Source organism: Mycoplasma sp. 773 (genome assembly GCF_053851515.1).
In genome coordinates, this window is sequence record NZ_JBSQAV010000003.1 from 19,101 (window position 1) to 39,039 (window position 19,939).

The window sequence follows — 19,939 nt, forward strand, 5'->3', positions numbered from 1 at the left end:
CTTTTTATCAACGCGGTTGAGATATAAAAATTTGATTATTATATTCATTAAATTCATCAGGTAAATTTTGAAATTTTATTGAATATGAATGCAAATATAATCTTTTTGCTTTTTTTCCACCATATTTAGTATCTCCCAAAATTGGAGATTTTAGATATTCAAGAGTAGCCCTGATTTGGTGCTTTTTTCCTGTAACAATTTGAGCGTAACTACGGTTTCCTTCCTTGAAGAAGATGGTTCTAGCTTTTATTCCAAAATCTGGATTTACTCGCATTTTTTCATTTTTAATATCTTTTTCAAGGCGTACAGTTATGTCAAGCTTTTCTTCGTTAAAGTCTGCAACAAATTGATAAATTTTTTCAAAATATTTTTGATACTCATCAAAAACTACTAAGGTTTTATAGTTCTTTGCATATACCACTAAACCACTAGTTTTTTTATCAATTCTGCCGATTGATGCCGGTACAAAAGAAGAAGTTTTTTTAAAATTTAGATATTTATGAACTTGGTCATCTAGGCAATTTTCTTCTGAATGCATTGCGATGTTTATTGCTTTATCAACAATTAAAATATTTTTATCCTCATATATAACTTTAAAATTAATATTTGCAGTATTTCTCTTTTTTGGTTTTTGAATTTCAGAAATTCCATAAACAATAATTTCATCGTCTAACTGTAATTTATATTGCTTATCGTTAGTTTTAACTCCATTTACTCTTATGTCTTTTTCACGGAAAATTTTTTCAATTCGTGATTTCGGGATATTGTCACATACTTTTAATATGTATTTATAAAGAATACGATCCACATCATCTTTTTTTGCTCTAAATTTATTCATTATATGTTTCCTCTACAAATAATTCATTATTGGATGCGTCGACTCTTTGAGAATCAAATAAGTCAAAATTTTCATCAGCCATTTCTTCTTCGATATTCGAGTAGCGGCTAAATTCAGGAAAAGGAGGAAGTTCAGCTAGTGTTTTAATTTTAAAATAATCATAAAATTTGTTAGTTATTCCATAAATGATGGGATTACCTGGGGTTTGAGCTACACCTACCTCCTCAATAATTCCTTTTTCTAATAAACTCGCAACAATTCCGTCACTAACAACACCTCTAATGTTTGAAATCATTGAACGAGTTACTGGTTGTTTATATGCAACAATTCCAGCTACTTCAATAGCTGCATTTGAAAGTCTTTGTTTCTTGACAATTGTAACTAGTTCAGATATATATTCCTTTACAGCCTCAACTGTAAGAAATTTATAAACATCATTGAATTCATAAACCTTAATACCATGATCTTGGTTATTAAAAAAAGTCTTGAAATCTTTTAATATTTTTCTGCCTTCTTGGATAGTGTTTAATTTAAAAATATCTTTCACTTGTTCCGAACTTAATCCTTCACTTCCTTGAACGAATAGTAGTGCTTCAATTATTTTATTCTTCATATTCTATTCCTTTTTTAAATTTGATAATACCTTCATCAACATCTTGTTCTAAAATAACAATTTGTTGTCTTGCGAGATCCAAAACGGCCAACATTGTTATGACAAAATGGCCTATTGTTGGTACATTAAAAATCTCATTAAACATAACCTCATTTTTATTAACAAAAAGACTGATTATTCTCTTTTTTTGATCCTCAGGATTTACAGCAACTGTTGATATAGTAATATTTCTAATTAATTCCGAATATGTTCGTTCAAACATTTTTCTTAATGTTATAACTAACTTCGAGCTATTAGAATGTCCATCAAGAATTGTTGAATCAACTTCTTTAACAAATTCCTCGGTTTCTTCTGGTTCTTTTGAAAACAAGTTTTGTCTTTGTTCTTCTTGTTTTTTTAATATTGAGGAAATTTCCTTAAACTTTTCATATTCCGCAATTTGTTCAAGCAATCTTTTCTTTTCTTGTTTGATTTCTTCTTCTGCTTCTGGGTCTTGTAGTAACATCCTTGCTTTTAATTGAACTAGTGTTGCAGCCATAACTAAATATTCTGATGCAAGATCAATTTCATAACTTTCTATGTGTTTAATAATTTCCAAATATTGAGCAGTCAATTCAATTAAATCTACCTCAAAAATACTAATATTCTTTTCTCTTATTAGTGTTACTAAAAGGTCAAGTGGACCATCAAAATTAGAAAGTTTAAAAATATGTTTATCGCTTTCGGTACTTGTGTTTATTTTTTTGTCATCTTCTGAAGATAATTTACCTGATTTTGGTGTGTTTGTATGGTTCATAATATTGATTATTCTCTATTTTCTTTTTGTAAAAGTATTTTTTATGGTTTCATCTGATGAGATATTTTGATCTTGATATTTGCTTGAAACAATATTTTTAACTCAGTTAGCAAAATCTTTTTTATCTAATGTTTGAAATTGCTGAGGTTTTATTGAAGGGTGAAAAATTACCTTAACAACAAGCTTTCCTCGTCTTTTATTATCAAGAGCATTAGCTGCATTATTTATTGTTACTGGTACAAGGGGAATGTAGGTTGATTGAGCTGTTAGAAATACACCACTATTAAAATGAGCTATCTTGCCATCTCTTGTTCTAGTGCCTTCAGGGAAAATAACACCACAAGTTTGGTGTTTTTTAACATATTGCCCAAAATCTCTTAGAATTGCTAACGCTTCCTTTGGTTTTTGTGTATTTATGTAAAAGGTGCTAATTAGTTGACTAATTTTGTAAATTGATTTCTTTTGTTTAGCTTCCTCTCTAGCAACAAATGTCATTGGTTTTGATTTTCTTTCGCCATTACCATGGTTTCATAAAGCTGAAGCAATAATTAAAGGATCTAGATAAGTTGAATGATTAGGCGTTAAGAAACAAGGCCCACTTGGAATATTTTCAAATCCTTCAACTTCAACCTCGACATTCAGGTGTCGCAAAATATTTGAACTATATTTGTGGATAAAATGTTGTTTTTCCACGTCTTTATAATAATCTGGCATTGCTCTATTTCTTTTTGCTTTTGCCAAAAGTCTCACAAAGTTGTGTAGTAAAGGAATAAATCTAAGAAATTTTCTTGTTTTTAGTGTCATAAGTTTTTCTCCTTGTTTTATTTTTTAGGATTTAAATGCAACAGCAACAACATAACCATCTTCACTAGTTGTAGATAATTGGTAATTGGCATATGTATATCTTCCAGCATTCGTTTTTTTGATTAGTATGTTTTTAAAACTAAATATTGAATTGTCAATTTTGAATATGCACTCTTTTAATGCTCATCTGGTTGCTAAAAATATTGGTTTTTTAGAGTCGCTGATTTTTAAATATTCTTCAATTTCAATTGGGTGTAAAATTTTTTTAATGGCGTTGGTGGATATATTTATAAACCTATTAATTTTAGCCATATCAATTGAAATCATAAAACTCCTTAATAAATAATTATTAATTATAATTTAATTAATAAATATTATGATTACAAAAGGAAAAAAATACCAAGCTATTAAACTGGTATTTTGCTATTAATTATTCATCACATAGTGGATCAAATGGAGAAATCGTAAAAATAGGTTTATTAAATGATTCAATTATTTCTTTATCTAAATATTTTTTATCAACAATAGCCATGTAATTATAATCAGTAAATCATTGGTCGCTCATTGATCAAAAACCTTTTGATCCTCGATCGCTTCCTCAACTATTTTCTACCTTTCAATTAATTGCTTTTCCTTGGGAATCTAGGTTTACTCCTACCATATTCATTGCATGAGCAATTACTGAAGCTCTTGATTCGAACTTTTCAGCTTTTGAGAAGTCTGGCGTTTTTGTTAGTGTTAGATCAAAATTGTAAAGTTCGGAATCTAGGATGCCCTCTCTATTTCCAAATGTAGAAACATCGCATCCAAATCATACTGGGTCCCCTGCTTTAATTTGATTAATCATAACTTTTTTCATTATCTCGATATCAATATTAATCATTGTTAAGGGAGTACCGCCAACCATATTATTGCATAGAGGGGCTTGGATGACAGAATTATGTGGAAACTTATTTCTCGGATCAGATACAAGAGTGATTTTTGTTTCAATATGTTTGCTTAGGTATTTTTGGTAAAACTCAACTGGTGTCATTTTATCTAATGATACATATTTTTTATCCTTATTCATATATTCGAATTTGAATTCCTTTGGTGGTTTACCTAATGATTTTACTAAAATGTTATAAACATCTTCTAGTGCTTTTTCTTTTAGTAAAGAAACTTTATTTAAATCATTTGTTTGCAAAAATGTTTGTCTCATCTTAGCAGTATAAGCCTTTAATCTTCAATTAATTTGTTCTACCATTTCATTTGTGGCTTCAGAACTAAATGATTCATTCATTGCATCTTTTGTTACAATTCCATATTTCTTAATAAGATTTGTAAAGAAATCTCAATAGCCACCATCTGAAACTGGGTTAGTGTTAAAATATCTAAATAGGCGATCTTCATTCTCTAATTTTAGTCCTTCATTTTCAATTCAATTTAAGTAGAAATTTGCCTTTTCTAATTTATCAAAGAAATGAATATAGTTTTGTGAAAGTTCTAATGATTCAACATTAAATTCTTCCATTAGTTTAGTTCTAATAGAGTTTAAGCCAGCAAAAATTCAACATCTTCCTGATGCTTTTTGATTAGTAATATTCCCTACTTTTGTTTCATGAGAAAAAACAAAATTATGTTTTTTTATTGCCTCATTGTTTATTGAGCTTTGTTTTAATCCATTTTTAAAAATGGCTGATTCAATAATTTTGTTATTCATATTATTTTCATAATTTTCTTCAAACTTGTTAATTAATTCAAAATTAATTTCTGACATATTTTTATATTTTCTCCTTATTTTATTTAGATTATTTTGATTTGGTACAAAATTCCGTCACTCTTATAATATCTTCAAGTTTACCAATAAACGTAATTAGGTCACCATTTTCTATTTCAAAGTCGCCGCTAGGAAGAAATCAACTTTCGCCTCTTTGAATTAATGAAACTGATACGGAGTATTTGCTTCTAAATTCTGTTTCTCTAATTTTCTTGCCAATTATTTCATGATTTTTAATCCCGACTTTTGAGCTAACAAATCCATCTTGAATTTCAGTAATACATTCCGAAAAATTTGTCAAAGCATTATCCGAAACTAGGATAGCTGTTTTTGTTCCTGCTTCTTCTTCTGGAGAAACGATTCACTTGACACCAATTTGTTTTAAAACACGTGAATGACGAGAATTTGATGCTCTTGCAATTACTGTTTGCACACCTATTTCTGCTAGCGCTGCAACAATTTCAATGTTGTCTGATGTCGCAACGATAACGACATCAAATTCCTTAACATTAATTGATTCAAGAGTTTTTTTATCAGCACAATCAGCGACGTAAATGTTTTCAACTTCATCTTTAAATGGTAGAAGGTGTTTTTCATCTTGGTCAATTAGTACTAATCGAATATTGTTCGTTCTATCTAAAAGAAGTTTTCTTACAACCGCTTGCCCAAAACGGCCAATGCCGATTACACAAATTTCCCTTGCCTTTTTAAAAAGTTTCATATTTTCTCCTAAACTATTTTGATGATTACAAAATCATATACTAATAAATTTTAAGACTTTTATATTTAAATAAAGTAAAGTAATTTCAAAAAGATAACCCTAGCAAATGATTGAACTATTCAATCTAGTTGTCTGCAGATATAAATTATTAAATTTTTCTTTTAAATTTAAGTTGCCTTTTTAAATTTTAACATTTAAATTTTTTTAGTCAATTTCACCAAAAATATATTTTTTTACCTTTTGCTATATAATATAGCAATGATAAAAAAGCATCATATACCTAAAAAAACTAATATTTTCCTAAGATTTTTACGTAAGCTTGGGGTGGTAAGATATATTTTTATAATATATATCTTATTTACTATTCTTATGTCACTTTTGTTATTCTGAAACATATCCCATAAGGCCGATATAAAGGAACCAGTTAAATATATAGATGCACTTTTCGTATCTTCATCAGCATTTAGCGACACCGGGCTAACGCCATTAGTCACATCCGATACATTTAATACCTTTGGCCAGTTTTTGATTGCCTTAAGTATGGTTGTTGGTGGAATTGGAATATTTACATTTAAGATTTACATTTTTCAATCTATATTGGGTTTGAGATCTAACATCTTTAGCAATATGGTTTCTCAAACAGAAAGAGGTTCTATAACTGTTAGTGAAACAAGAAAGATGATTAAGATAGCAATTTCGTTCTTAATTATTACAACTGCTGTTGCTTCATTTATCTTTACAATGCTTTTATATTTGAGACCAAATTCAAATTTTATAACACAAGAGTTAAAAGAAACTAGCCCTTTATTGCTTAATAATAAAGTCGTTTTGAAGGCTAATGAGATACCATATAATAACTTTCTTCAATCATTAAAGTATGGAATTTTTCATGCGATTAGCTCAATAAATAATGCAGGATTTGACTTGTTTGGAAATAAGAGTTTACAACCTTTTTATAATGATTATGCTTTTCAAATAGTGACAATAATAACCTTTTTGATTGGCGGAATAGGCTTCCCGGTGATCTATGATATATGAAAAAAAATTCAATCAGTCAAGTTAGACCAACCACATCATAGATTTAATTTATTCACTAAATTTACAATAATAACTTATCTAATTACTACTGTATTGGGTTTTAGCATAAGTGTTATATTGGAATATAGTTCTAAATCAGAAACTACTTTTTGATATCAAAAGGAATATGGAACTGTGGGCGACAAACTATTTGCTATATACTTTCAAGTTAGTTCAACTAGATCTGCTGGTTTTTCGACTGTAAATTACTATAATTTTACACACTCAACCGTTTTATTACATAGCATCCTTATGTTTATCGGCTTTTCACCAGTTTCAACTGCAGGTGGTATTCGGAATACAACAATAGCAGTTATTTTTCTAAGCATAGTTACAATGATGACTGGTCGCAGTAGAATTAACGCCTTTAAGAGACAAATTGGTAAGGAAACTCTTATTAAAGCAGTCAATGTTTTTACTCTATCTATTGTCTTGATATTTATTGTATCAATTGTTAGTTATTCAACTCTTCCGACTCAAACTAAACAAATTGGTGATGTTAATTATCCAATTATTTTTGCAACATTTGAAGCATGCTCAGCTTTTGGCAATACTGGTTTGACAACAGGACTATCTTCAAATTCACACAACTTGCATATTGCTGGCAAATTAAGTCTTATTTTTATCATGATAATTGGGCAATTTGGTATTCCTCAGACTATCAAAATATTTGGTCGAGGAAGAAAAGCGCCAGAATACTATCAATATATCTATGAAGATGTATCGATTGGTTAGGAGGTTTCTCATGAAAACGAAAGAAATGATTAAAAAAGTTACTAAAATAACTGTTGGTTTATCACTTGGATTAGTAATCCCAATTACTTCTATTTCTTGTGATAATAAAAAAGCATCAGATCAAGCAAAACCTAAAATTCAAAAGAAAAATATTCAAAAACCAGTTAGCGGAAAAATAAATTATGTTGCCATCGGTGATGATTATGCGGCTGGAAATAATAATAGTTTTAATGCTCATAGTAATAACTTTTTTAGCAAAGAAGATAATGAAGTATACGGAATTTCATATGCCTCATATTTAGCTAATTCAATCTCGCTAATCAATGATGATGAAACAATATTAAATAGATATGAAAATCTGGGTTTATCTTATTCTACTACTGATGCTTGATTGCATTTATTAAAACCAACCAATACTAGCAATTTAAATGAATTTAATGAGGTAATAAATCTAAATAAAAAATTAGGTTTGTATAATGCTAATTTGAATAGTAAAAAGGTTATTAGTAATATTAAAGAATCAAATTTTATAACCATTTCATTAGGATTTAATGATATCTTTAAGAAAGATGAAATTTTGTCATTAGTATTAAGACAATTTAAAGATAAAAAAGAAGAAAATCAATTTATTGTAGGCTATAATAAAATTATTTCAGCAAGAATTGCACAATTGTCAAAAAATTATACAGAGATAGTTAGGGAAATAAAACAAATAAATCCTAATATAAATATCAATCTAATTGGATATAGTGCGCCTTTAATTCATACTATCAATATTCAGGGTAATTTTCAAAATAATGTTTTGAAAACAACAACAGATTTATTGAATAAAACAATTAGCAATATCGCCGACAGTGAGAGTTTAAACTATTATAGTTTTTCATCTGAAAATAGCATTTATGAAAATGCTGAACAATTTTCGACTGATTATTTAAGTATCTTTCCAAGTGTCAACGGTTATAAAAAACTTGCGCAAGACATATTTGCAAAAATGTCTACAAATATTACAGAATATAATTCATTATTCAACAACAATGAATTTTCAAATCACAATAAAGCAATTTCATTTATAAAAAAAGCAACAACAATTAAATCATTAATTTTTGGAGTAGTTGGAAATAATGTAGATACATTTAAGAAACCGTATCCATTTGAAAAAAATTCGAAAAATAGTAGTCTTATTGCTTCTGAATCAAGCAATGTTTTTGCTCAAACTGTTTTGGCTGAATTTAGTAGTAAAATAAAAATGCTAAATAATGAACAACTTAAAACTTTTATTGATAACGTTCTTTCAATTATTGGCATTAATGATAAAGAGGCAAAAACATGATTTAATGAATTAATAAATTCATTGATATCTAAGCATAAAAATAATTTAATAGTTTCATTATTTGAACAGCTGTTTGATTCAGTTTATGTTCAACACTTTCTTAATAAGGCAAATATCAAGGTTTCACAATTATTGGCAAAAAAATCTCCTCAAAATACTTTAACATCTGAAATTAGGAAAATTCTTACGCAAGAATTTCAAGATAAAAACAGTATATACTTAATCTTAAAATCAGTATTAAATTCTAACTATTTATCTAAAATTGAAAATAAGGTTTTTATTAGACAAAATTTAGCGTCATTAATTAAAATATTATTTTCAAACAAATCTATTAAGCAACTATTTCCACAAGAGCTATTGCCATTATGAGATAAGAAAACAATGGATAAAAATATAGTTGTAAAATTTGATAATCTTGTTAATAAGGCAGTGGATAATTTATTAAGCAAAAGCGAATTATATTTTGCTAATACTAATTTTGATGGTTTCATAAATGATATTTTGAGGGACTCTAAGAAAGAAATTATTTCTCTATTTCAAGCAATTGTTGATTGATTAACCAAAGATAAGGGATCTCTAAAAAAGATTATTGATAAGATTGCAACCTCCTTAAAAAATGTTTATAGAGTGCCGCAAGAAAGACTTGATGATATTAAATATTTCATTCAAACAACAGTGGAAAATCTAAAGGATTTTAAGTATTCATATGAACTTCTTGATCTTTTTGTAGAAACTACACTCGATTCATACAAAGATAATAAGTTGTTAGATACACATTCATTTATTAAAGCATTTGTTAAGGGGTTGCTATTTAATACAAAGGATGCCAATAAAAATAATCGTGTCTTTTTTGCTCTAATTAGCAATGTTCCTAGAACACATAATATTGATCTTAATAAATACTATAATGGAATAAAATATCTCGGAGTTGGATTAGTGCAAGCGGAAAACATAATAAATTCAAATAATATAAGTAACCTGCTTGATGATCAAACAAGAGAAGCTATGCTTACATTGCTTAGAAATATTGCAAATAATTCTGATAACATTTTGAATATAACAGGTAAGAACTATATAAAAGACTTATTTTCATTATTGATTGACGATATCACTGCAAAGGGTAGCTTATTTAACCAAATTTTAGATAGACTTGGGGACTATGCTGTTATACATCCATTAATTAATTTCATTAAAAAACAAGGTTATGAGAAACAAATACTATCAGCAAATCCCGAATTTAATAATATAGAAGAGTTTGTAAAGTCTAGTTATTCTTCATTATATAAATCAGTTAATAATAAGATAATTATTGATAAGCTAAAATTTTTGGTAAATGACATTGTTGATAATGGTAAGCTATATGACAAAAGTTCACTATTTGCTTTTGTTGTTTCAACCTTAAAAAGAGTACAAGAAAATGGATTGATAACATTAGTAGAGACTTTATTGCAACAAATATCGAGTAAGGAAAATACTAAATTATTAGTGAATGTTCTTACCTCATACATTAATTCATCGTTAAATGTAAAGCTAACCAATGTTGAAAAAGAACTGATCGAAACTTATATACAAAGCATTTTAAGAAACATTAAGGATTCAAACTTATTTAAACACTTTATTGATAATTTTAAGAAGATAACTAAAAAAATTGATATATCAAAAATCGATACTTTTGATAAGCTGGGTTTATATCTAAAAGAAGAATTAAGCAATCTTTTGATTGAATCAACAAACCCCGGTGCAATACAAATGTTTCTTGATTTTTTAAGCCTAAAGAATACAAAAGAAAAAGATGGATTCAACAAATTTATTAATGTTTTATCAATATTTTTAAAAAATGAAAATAATGTTGATTTTATTCTTGACAAGCTAAATCTTAAAAAAATTGTTGCGGATATCCCTAAAAAGATTGATTTTGCAAAGCTGCCCCAAAATGTTAGAGATGATGTTAAAGGGTTATTAAATAATGTATTGGCATTAATAATTAAAAAATGAGATGACAAGATAAATCCAAAAATTAAGGAATTAATTAAAAATTCAGTTTCAAATGAAAAAATTAAAAATGTAAAAAATTTAAATGAATTATTTTTCTTATTAATTAATGAAAATAAGGAATTTTTGAAGGAATTTATTTTAGACATAATAAACAATGTTATTTTGGTTAATCAACAAAGCGAGCAAAAAACTGTTGATATAGTTGTTTATTTAATTTCTACTCAAATTAATTACACAAAATTAAGTGTTAATGAACAAGGAAACATCAAATCGATAGTCAAAAAAGCAATTGCCTTTGTTAAGGATAAAAAAATATTTGGCCCATTGGTCGAAAGTTTATTAAATACAATGACTTCAAATATTAAGAAATTTGGTATTGATTTTAATAAATATGACTGAGCAAAAATTGTTGACTTTATTGATGATTTAGATATTGTAAAAATTGTTGAAGCATCTGAGGATTTCTTTATTAACAAGATATCAAAAGATGAGCTAAAAACATTATTAAAAACTCTTCTTCTGAATGCTGTGCATCTTTTTGCTTTGAACGAGAAGCCAACAAATGATGAATCTACAGCATCTTCATTGCAAGAACCAACTAAAAAAACTATTCCAAACATTAATGTTGAAAAAATTTTAGGTATAGTTCAAAAGATATTGAACAAACTTTCTTCTGAAAATAAGAAGGAATTAATACCTTATTTAGTTGATGCTATCTACGATCTAAAAGAAAACGAAGGTTTTAAGAAATTCTTATCTGATTTACTATCTAAATCTCTTAAAAATGGCAATCAGATAGTTATTAAGGAAATATTAAATAATAAAGGAGATTATTCACTATTAGCTAGTCTAATTATTAACAAGTCATATAGCCTTTTATTAAATGAAGAAAATAAACAAGGTTTAGTTTTGATTTTAAATAGTTTATTTGCCGATGACAAACCAATAGTTTTAGATGCAAATAAACTTGCGATTAAATTATTTAAAAATGTTAAAACAAATAATTTATTAAATTTCATTAAAACCAATTTAGACCGTATATTGGATGACGAGGAATTGCTGGATGTGATTGCCAGATATCTAATTAGTTTAGTAAAACAACAAGCAAACATAAAATTTAGTGGCAATGAAGATCTAATAGTACTTAATTACCTAAAATCATTATTAAAATCTATTCCAAATAATCCTTTAATCCATAAATTAAAGAAGAATTTGGAAGAAAAACTCAGCGAATTAACAGATACATCAAGTTATATTGATTTCCAAAAAAAATTGAGTGATGCCCTTAAACAAACATTTAGTTTTAATAAGGAAAATATAGAACAAATTTTTGATCTTTTAATTATAAAACAAGACAAGAAAGCACTAGGTGAAAAAAAACTTGTAGAAACTTTAAAAGTATTGTTAGGCAAAAAAGAGTTTTTAGAATTTATTTTAAAAAATATTAATCCTAAACAATTGATTAATAATATGTTTGATAATATAAATTTATCTAATTTAAATTTAGGAGAACATTCAAAAGGAGCTCTTACTTCAATAATTAAAGACACGAAAGATCTTATTAATCTAAAATATAATGATCTTGTTTCACAAAATATCAATGAAATTATTGAAAAATTATTGCTTGAGGATGTCCTAAAGAATGTAGATTCTTTTGAAGGCTGATTTAAGAATTTCTTCATAGTTAACGAGGATTGGATAATTAAAAAGGTAGACTTGATTCTAAATAATATTTTATTATCAAAAGAAAGCGAACAATTAAAGCAATCAATTGCTAATTTCTTAGTTGAATTTGTTGCCGAAAAACTTAATGGCATTGAATTTAAAAACGGCCAAAAAGAATCGCTAAAAGCAATATTTAACAAGGCAATTAATTTCCTCCCAGATCTTAATATAAGCAATGCTATAACTAAATCTGCTATTAAATTATTAGTTAAAAATATTAACCAATATCAATTCAATTTTGAGAAATATAACTTTAATAGTGCGTTCGACCTTATTAGCATATTTAATAAAATAAACATAGATAAGTTAGACCAATTCTTATCAGGATTAGACTCGCATGACTTAGCTAATATTATTCTTTTAGTTATAAATAATTTTGATAAGCTAGAGTTACTTTTTGCTACTCCATCTGTTACTTTGCAAGAAAAATCAAAGAATAAAACAATTGTTGAGTTCAATAAAAAAGAGGGAATTAAGATAAATATAAATGATATTTTTAGATTAATTAAAGTTGGATTTTCAATTTTAAATGCCTCTGATCGCGAGTCTATCAAAAAAGAAATTCCTAGTCTAGTTCAAAAGATACGTAAATCTCCAAAAATAAAAGAGTATGTAAAAACTAAATTAGACTTTTTAACAAATCTTATTTTAAAAGTTGATTCAAACGCTCGAGATTTTGCTGACAAAACAAAAGAAAAGATTATTGAATTTATCTTTGATAAGGACGATACTAAGGATCTTATAACTAACTTTATTAATACACTAATTTCCTTAGACCAAAAATCATTAGACAATATTCATAATATAAATGAATTAATTAAGAAACTTTTGAACCTAAATAAGTCTTCGATCAGTGACTTTATTAAAAAAATTGTTTCTAATGCCACTTCTGATGAAGCGTATATTAATAGTTTAGTTAAATTTGTGTTGAATGTAATTCATTCAGAATTAAAATTTGATTCAACTAGCGACGAGTTTGAAAATATTGCTAACTTGGGTACCAGAATTATTAAAAATCTAGGTAATAAAAATATTGTATCAGACATAATAAGTAAGCTTTTTGAGAGTCTTGTTGACATTGATATTATTGATTCAAAGGGCCATTTTGATCAAAATATATTGATATCAAAAATAATTTCAGGGTTAAAGAAAATCGATTGAAAGGTTTTATTTACATCCCAAAATATAGAGGATATGTTTAAATCACTTATTGGAAATAACATATCAAAAGAACAGTTAGTTAAAGAATTTAGTTCTTTATATCATTATTTGGAAAGAAATATACCAAAATTGACTAATCAAATAAACAACCAACATACAATATCTAATAACACTCAAAATGTGCTAAATCCAATTATTTCTGGTGAACAAAAAGAGTTTTTAAAGAATATTGAAGGCACAATATTCAATGTATTAACTGGATTGAATGGTTCTCTTGATTCTAGCGAAACTGTTGGCAAGGAAGCAATAATCGAGGTTGTTCATACAATCTTTAAAGACCAAATTAAAAAGATAAAATGGCAAGAAATAAAACAGGATTTGATACCTAAGTCCGAATTGCAAACTATAGTTGATAAATTTGTAGACAAACCAATTTTAAAAACGTTAATTAGCGATGTTATATCTGATTTTCTAACAAAACCAAAAGTCCAAGCAGCAAATATTGGTGAAATAGTAACTAAAACATTAGAAAAAGTTTCGCAAAAATTAAAAGATAATGTAACAAAAGTGCTGGAAGCAGTTGTTGAAGACGATGATTTAATGAAGATTGTTATTGGTCATGTATTAAATTATTTAAAATTGGAAAATGTTACAGCCGAAGACATTTCATTTATCAAAGAATTAATTAGCGCTATTTTTAAAGAATTAATTGAAACTGATTTTTATAAACGAAAAGTTGTTAAGAGAACTATCGATCATATTGTTGGCTATAGTAAAAATTTCTCAATATTTGAACCAGTCAAATGACTCCTTGATGCCATTGAAAAAATTAAGGCCGGATTTTCATTTAATGATCTTAAGATTATTGCTTCTTTTGTTGGTAAAACTAAGGCTATTAATGGTGCTCGCTTGATTAAGCTTATAAATCTATTATTTGGAAAAAGTAATTTAAAGGATTCGGTTTTATATAATGGTTTGCGAAACATTAATATGAATCCCGATCCAACAAAGCGTACCAATATTAATACTCTACTTGATTTTGTAAGTATTGGACAATTAAGCAATTCGACTTCAACGAGCAACATTCAAAATGATGATCCAGATAATATTTCTCCCGACCTTGATGCACTGTCATTGATTAATGAAATCTTTAAAATGTTAAGTATTGAATATTATAATAATCAAAAAACTCAAGATAGTAGTTTTAAAGTCAGATCTAAGACACCTGAATGGCAGGCGTTATATCGTTTTAAGGTAGCGATTGATTATATTCTTTTTGAAACATTTGGGCGTGAAACTGATATTGCTCAACGTGATGTGAGTCAAAGAAAAATTAATTTATATACAGGTGTTCGTTCGTTATTATGAGAGATTCAGGAAGGAACTAATATTTCGGCCATTCCGTTTTTAAGCTCTAAATTTTCAGGTATGCAAAGCTATTTTACAAAAGATATTGATCGTCGTCAATTTACTAATTATGCAGTAAGTGAATCTGGTTTTTGATTTGTCAAGTCATGAACTTACTTTGATGATAGTAATTATGGTCCTGAATCAATTACTTATTTAATTACTAGTTCTGGTTATAATGATAAAGAAAAGGGCAATTTAACTAGATTTAAATATAAGATTAGCGAGGCCGGACAAGCATATGAGATTTCTAAAAAAGAATATATCTTACTAACCTTAAAAGAAGGCGGTTATGGTAAATTCATGAAATTAAATAATAAGCGTTCGAATTCATCATGGTCTGGACTTGATAAAATTAATCCTGAAGATTTCTATTAGGATTTAGCTAAAAAAATAAAAATAGAGTAAAATAATTATGCACAGCCAACTGCTGCATAATTATTTTATGTAGAGGAAAATCCGCTCTAGCACTTGCTGCGATGCAAGTAGTGATCATGCTAGGCCAAATAAGCCTAGGCAGTTATTTAAATAATTGACGACTAGTGCAACAGAGACGAGCTTATTTAGTTAAGGTGCAACGATGTAAACTCCATGAGTTAGAAACCCAAATTTTGGTAGGGGAACCTGATTAATATAAATGAATAAAGATCGGGAAGCATATTATTTTAATATGTTTAGATAAATAGTTGGCGCTGTTATTTTACAGAACAAAAAGCGGTTTATCGTGCAAAAAGGCATTTTGTGCCTTTTTATTTTTTTTATGCACGGCATTTAGACGTTAATAAATTTAGTCTAATTTTAAGAACTATATAAAAATTAAATTTATAGAGATAAAAGCGAAAACTAAAGCCTTTTATCTTTTTTTAACAAAAAATAAGTCACTAATTTTCATTATTTGGTGAATTGGGTATCTACATTATATTTTGGAATAAAATTAAATATATATGGATGTTAAAAAAGGAACAGTTATGAAAAGAATGAAATTATTATTACCTATACTAACTATAATGCCTTGTTACTGGAGATTATAATTTTGTAATAAATAATAAGAAAAGAGATAAATTAGAAAAAAATGTTTAATTATAATTGAGTTAAATATGATGGGAATGAAATGAATTTTTTACTAAAAGAAAAGGGGTATATTAAATAATGAGTAAAAAGAAGAAAATAATTATTGCTATTGTAACTATTTTGGTTATTGCTTACATTATATTTGTAATATTTGGTTTTGCTTCATCATTAGAAAGAAGATATACAGAATATAAATAATGGAAAATAAAAACAATTCTAAATCAAAATGAATAGCAATACTAACCATTTATACAATATTTGTAGTTTTATTTTTTATTATAACACTTCTATATACGCAGTATTTTTTGGATTATGAAGCCCGGCAATCTTATCCTCAAGTCATTAAACACGAGGAAGCAGTAGCAATATTTTGATATAGTGGATTTAGAGCCACAATTTTAGTTTTAGGGATAATATTAATCACATTTTCCGTTATCTTATATATTTGTTTTAAAGCAAAAATAAAAACTATATCTAAAATGAACACAATAATAATTAATATATTATTTGCAATTAACATAATTTTATTATCGATATCAGTTATACTAGATGCAACCTTACTCAATGCAATTGATGTTCTTTTATGAAAACTAAAAAGCAATAAACCGACTGAATTCTTAAATCCAAAGCACAAAGCCATTTCGATAATTTATTATGAAAATCTAGAAGTATTAGAAGCATTTCTATTTCTATCATCATCATTATTTGTAATTTTATCGTTCTTCAAAATTTACTATTTCGCAAGCGTAATTCATAAAAATTTTTTATTAAAACAAAATTAGAATAGAGATTACAAAAATGATTTGAAATACACTAGAATAGGCAAAGATAAATATTATAACGTCATTTAAGTATACTTTTTGTTGTGTTATTAGCGAAATTTTAGATAAAAATTGGAGATGTATTTTATATAGCATATGGAATTTCATCTTTTTATAAAAAGGCATTTTTGTGTCTTTTTATTTTCACTGTTTTTTCCCAATTTGGTTGAAGAAATCATCTTCTTAGCATATTATGTTTATATGTGGAGGACGAATGAACGAAATACTATTATATTTTATATTTAAATACAAAGGTGATTGAAATGATGTTTATAAGGCAATAAAAAATAAGGAAGAAATTAAAGAAGAAGAATTTGATACATTTAAATTTAAAATTCATGAGAAAAATAAAAAAATTATAACTATTTTAGATGATGAATACCCTAAACAACTTTTAAATATAACTAAGCCACCATTTGTGTTATTTTATGAAGGAAATCTTAATATCTTAAAACAAAGCAATAGGCAACAATGCATCTACTTAACAGGATCATATGAAACTAAAAATATAATTGAATATATAGAAAAATACAAAAATGACAATGATAGCGTGTTTATTAATTTATATTGGACTGGATTAGAGCAAAAAATCCTAAAAACATTTTTGAAGCGTAATTTTAAGGTTATTATATTGCTTCCATGTGGAATTGAATATGCTAAAAACAATTTAAATTTAAAAGAATTTTTAAATGATAACTGTTTAATTATATCCGAATATCCTAGTGAATATCACATAACTAAAAATGCATTTTATAGTAGACAAAGAATTAACGCTTGTTTATGTCAAAAGATAATTTTGCTTTCTTCATTGGAAAAAAAATATAACGGAACAATTAATGAGTTTCTTGACCAGGGTAAAGATGTGCAATGCTTACTCTTTAGAGATCATTTAAGTGAAGATCAAAATATTGATTTAATTAATGAGGGGGCTACACTTATAAATGATAATAATCAAATTTGTTAGGACTTTTATATATCATAAAGATAATTAAAAACTAATTTTGTAATAAAATTTTTAATGTAATTAAAAATATGGAAATATATAAGAAAAAAATAAGAAAAAAGGAGATTTTATGACACCTCATATAAATGCTAAAGAAAATGCGTTTGCAAAGTTAGTTTTAATGCCTGGTGATCCCTTGAGAGCTAAGTATATAGCTGATAATTACTTAGAAAATGTTGAATTAGTTTCTAATGTAAGAAATGTCTTAATGTATACTGGTTTTTATCAAGGAAACAAAGTTTCTGTGTGCGCTTCCGGGATGGGTGTTCCATCAATCGGAATTTATGCATATGAACTATTTAAAGAATATGGTGTTGAAGCAATCGTTAGAATTGGTTCAGCAGGATCGTTTAAAGCAGAATTAAAAAATTATGAAATCGTTCTTGCATCATCTGCATATAGCGAAAGTACAGCTTTTAGAAGTTCAATTATTAAAGGAGATAAAAATAATATCGCAATACCAAGTCATGACTTGAATGAATTGATCTTAGATTATGCTAAAAAGTTGGGAATGGATGTTCATTTTGAAAGAATTTTAAGTGAAGATGCATTTTATACAGAAAAAACTATTAGCGAAAGAATTGAAACATCTGGTGGTGCGGTTTGTGCAGAAATGGAAGCATATGGTTTATTTACTGTTGCTGAAAGATTAAACAAAAAAGCTGCAACATTATTAACAATTTCTGATAATCTAGTTACAAATGAATTTACAACTAGTGAAGAAAGACAAAATTCATTTAATGGAATGATGAAAATTGCTCTTGCACTTGCTAAGGATTTTCAATAATGAGAATAATTGATATCATAAATAAGAAGGCTAATAGAGAAGAATTAACAAAGGAAGAATTAGAATTCTTTGTTGAAAACTATGTTAATGGAAATATTCCTGACTACCAAGCTTCAGCCCTTCTTATGGCAATTCGTTTAAATTCATTAAATGAAACAGAAACATCGTATCTAACTAATGCAATGATAAATTCAGGTGACACAATTGATTGATCATATTTAAAGACAACTATTGTTGACAAACACTCAACGGGCGGAGTTGGAGATAAGGTAAGTATTGTTTTATGTCCAATACTAGCGGCGCTTGGTCTTACAGTTGCTAAAATGTCTGGCCGTGGCCTAGGACACACTGGCGGAACATTGGATAAACTTGAATCAATTTCCGGATATACGATATCTCTAACGGACAATCAATTTAAGACTGTTGTTGAAAAACATCACATTGCAGTAGTAGGACAAAATGAGAGACTAGTTCCAGCAGATAAAAAGATTTATGCACTACGTGATGTTACAGGCACTGTAGAATCCATACCCTTAATTGCTTCATCAATTATGTCTAAAAAGCTAGCAACAGGTTCAAATTGTATACTTTTAGATGTTAAATGTGGTAATGGGGCATTTATGAAAAATATTGATCAAGCTGAAAAACTTGGTAAATTAATGATTGAAATAGGTAAAAAATTAAACAAAAAGATTGCAGTTGAAATTACAAATATGGAGAAACCTCTTGGCCGTGCTATTGGTAATAAAATTGAAATTCTCGAAGCAGTGGATACTTTAAAAGGTATGGGTCCTAAAGATTTTACCGAAATTATATATTCATCGGGTGCTACATTGCTTACTATTTCAAATAATGCTAAAGATGAGCAACATGCCAGAGCAATGATTAAAGAAGTTATCGCTAATGGTAAAGCATTGCAAAAATTCAATGAATGAATTAAAGCGCAAAACGGAAATGTTGATGAAGTTTATGAATCTAATTGATTTAATCCAACATATAAGTTTGAAATCATTTCACAAAATGAAGGATATCTAAAAATTAATTCAGCTATTGAATTTGGATTAGTGGCCATGAAACTTGGCGCTGGAAGAAGCAAAAAAGAGGATAATATTGATTTTGATGCTGGTGTTTATTTAAATAAAACAACAAATGATTTTGTTAAAAAAGGTGATGTTTTATTTACTTTATATTCATCTAAACCAATCGATGAAAAGCTATCTAATGATTTAATAGATAAAATTGAGTTTGGTTCAAAACCTTTTGAAACCAAAGAAGTTCTAACTAAATTAATGTAAT

General features: G+C 27.3%; 13 protein-coding genes and 1 other RNA gene. 6 read left to right on the forward strand and 8 right to left on the reverse strand.

Features of this window, described 5'->3' with window-relative positions; genetic code table 4:
• Positions 1-4 precede the first annotated feature (4 nt).
• The 7 genes from ACWXVJ_RS00860 to ACWXVJ_RS00890 form a co-directional block, all read right to left on the reverse strand.
• The gene (locus ACWXVJ_RS00860; RefSeq protein ID WP_438340412.1) at positions 5-838 is read right to left on the reverse strand and encodes a pseudouridine synthase; all 834 of its coding nucleotides are present in this window, start codon (positions 836-838) and stop codon (positions 5-7) included.
• Positions 831-1,451 (reverse strand): SMC-Scp complex subunit ScpB, encoded by a 621-nt coding sequence (gene scpB / locus ACWXVJ_RS00865; RefSeq protein WP_455966108.1) that lies wholly within the window; start codon positions 1,449-1,451, stop codon positions 831-833. Before scpB ends, ACWXVJ_RS00860 begins: the two co-directional genes overlap by 8 nt.
• A complete protein-coding gene (locus tag ACWXVJ_RS00870) occupies positions 1,441-2,247 on the reverse strand; it encodes a segregation/condensation protein A (RefSeq protein ID WP_455966110.1) in 807 nt (268 codons plus the stop codon). Before ACWXVJ_RS00870 ends, scpB begins: the two co-directional genes overlap by 11 nt.
• A gap of 15 nt (positions 2,248-2,262) precedes the next feature.
• Positions 2,263-3,051, reverse strand: a complete 789-nt coding sequence (locus ACWXVJ_RS00875; protein ID WP_455966112.1) for a lysophospholipid acyltransferase family protein — start codon at positions 3,049-3,051, stop codon at positions 2,263-2,265.
• 24 nt (positions 3,052-3,075) lie between these two features.
• Positions 3,076-3,378, reverse strand: coding sequence for a 4'-phosphopantetheinyl transferase superfamily protein (locus ACWXVJ_RS00880; protein ID WP_438340408.1), 303 nt, complete (start codon positions 3,376-3,378; stop codon positions 3,076-3,078).
• A 103-nt stretch (positions 3,379-3,481) separates the two neighbouring features.
• Positions 3,482-4,810 (reverse strand): C1 family peptidase, encoded by a 1,329-nt coding sequence (locus tag ACWXVJ_RS00885; protein WP_455966114.1) that lies wholly within the window; start codon positions 4,808-4,810, stop codon positions 3,482-3,484.
• Positions 4,811-4,841: 31 nt separating this feature from the next.
• Complete coding sequence (locus ACWXVJ_RS00890; RefSeq protein ID WP_438340406.1) at positions 4,842-5,531, reverse strand: NAD-binding protein; 690 nt, start codon at positions 5,529-5,531, stop codon at positions 4,842-4,844.
• A 369-nt stretch (positions 5,532-5,900) separates the two neighbouring features.
• Here ACWXVJ_RS00890 and ACWXVJ_RS00895 point away from each other — a divergent pair, with 369 nt between their 5' ends.
• The 3 genes from ACWXVJ_RS00895 (at position 5,901) to rnpB (ending at position 15,688) form a co-directional block, all read left to right on the forward strand.
• Positions 5,901-7,343 (forward strand): TrkH family potassium uptake protein, encoded by a 1,443-nt coding sequence (locus ACWXVJ_RS00895; RefSeq protein ID WP_455966116.1) that lies wholly within the window; start codon positions 5,901-5,903, stop codon positions 7,341-7,343.
• A gap of 10 nt (positions 7,344-7,353) precedes the next feature.
• Positions 7,354-15,339, forward strand: coding sequence for a hypothetical protein (locus tag ACWXVJ_RS00900; protein ID WP_455966118.1), 7,986 nt, complete (start codon positions 7,354-7,356; stop codon positions 15,337-15,339).
• 37 nt (positions 15,340-15,376) lie between these two features.
• Positions 15,377-15,688: RNase P RNA component class B (gene rnpB / locus ACWXVJ_RS00905), an RNA gene on the forward strand.
• A 672-nt stretch (positions 15,689-16,360) separates the two neighbouring features.
• On the opposite strand, the gene ACWXVJ_RS00910 is transcribed toward rnpB, so the two are convergent.
• Complete coding sequence (locus ACWXVJ_RS00910) at positions 16,361-16,672, reverse strand: hypothetical protein (protein ID WP_444704836.1); 312 nt, start codon at positions 16,670-16,672, stop codon at positions 16,361-16,363.
• 395 nt (positions 16,673-17,067) lie between these two features.
• On the opposite strand from ACWXVJ_RS00910, the gene ACWXVJ_RS00915 reads away from it, so the two are divergent.
• The 3 genes from ACWXVJ_RS00915 (at position 17,068) to ACWXVJ_RS00925 (ending at position 19,938) form a co-directional block, all read left to right on the forward strand.
• Positions 17,068-17,817, forward strand: coding sequence for a DNA-processing protein DprA (locus ACWXVJ_RS00915; RefSeq protein WP_455966120.1), 750 nt, complete (start codon positions 17,068-17,070; stop codon positions 17,815-17,817).
• A gap of 109 nt (positions 17,818-17,926) precedes the next feature.
• Complete coding sequence (gene deoD / locus ACWXVJ_RS00920; RefSeq protein WP_438340401.1) at positions 17,927-18,643, forward strand: purine-nucleoside phosphorylase; 717 nt, start codon at positions 17,927-17,929, stop codon at positions 18,641-18,643.
• Positions 18,643-19,938, forward strand: coding sequence for a thymidine phosphorylase (locus tag ACWXVJ_RS00925; protein ID WP_455966125.1), 1,296 nt, complete (start codon positions 18,643-18,645; stop codon positions 19,936-19,938). The genes deoD and ACWXVJ_RS00925 overlap by 1 nt, the downstream gene beginning before the upstream one ends.
• Position 19,939 lies beyond the last annotated feature (1 nt).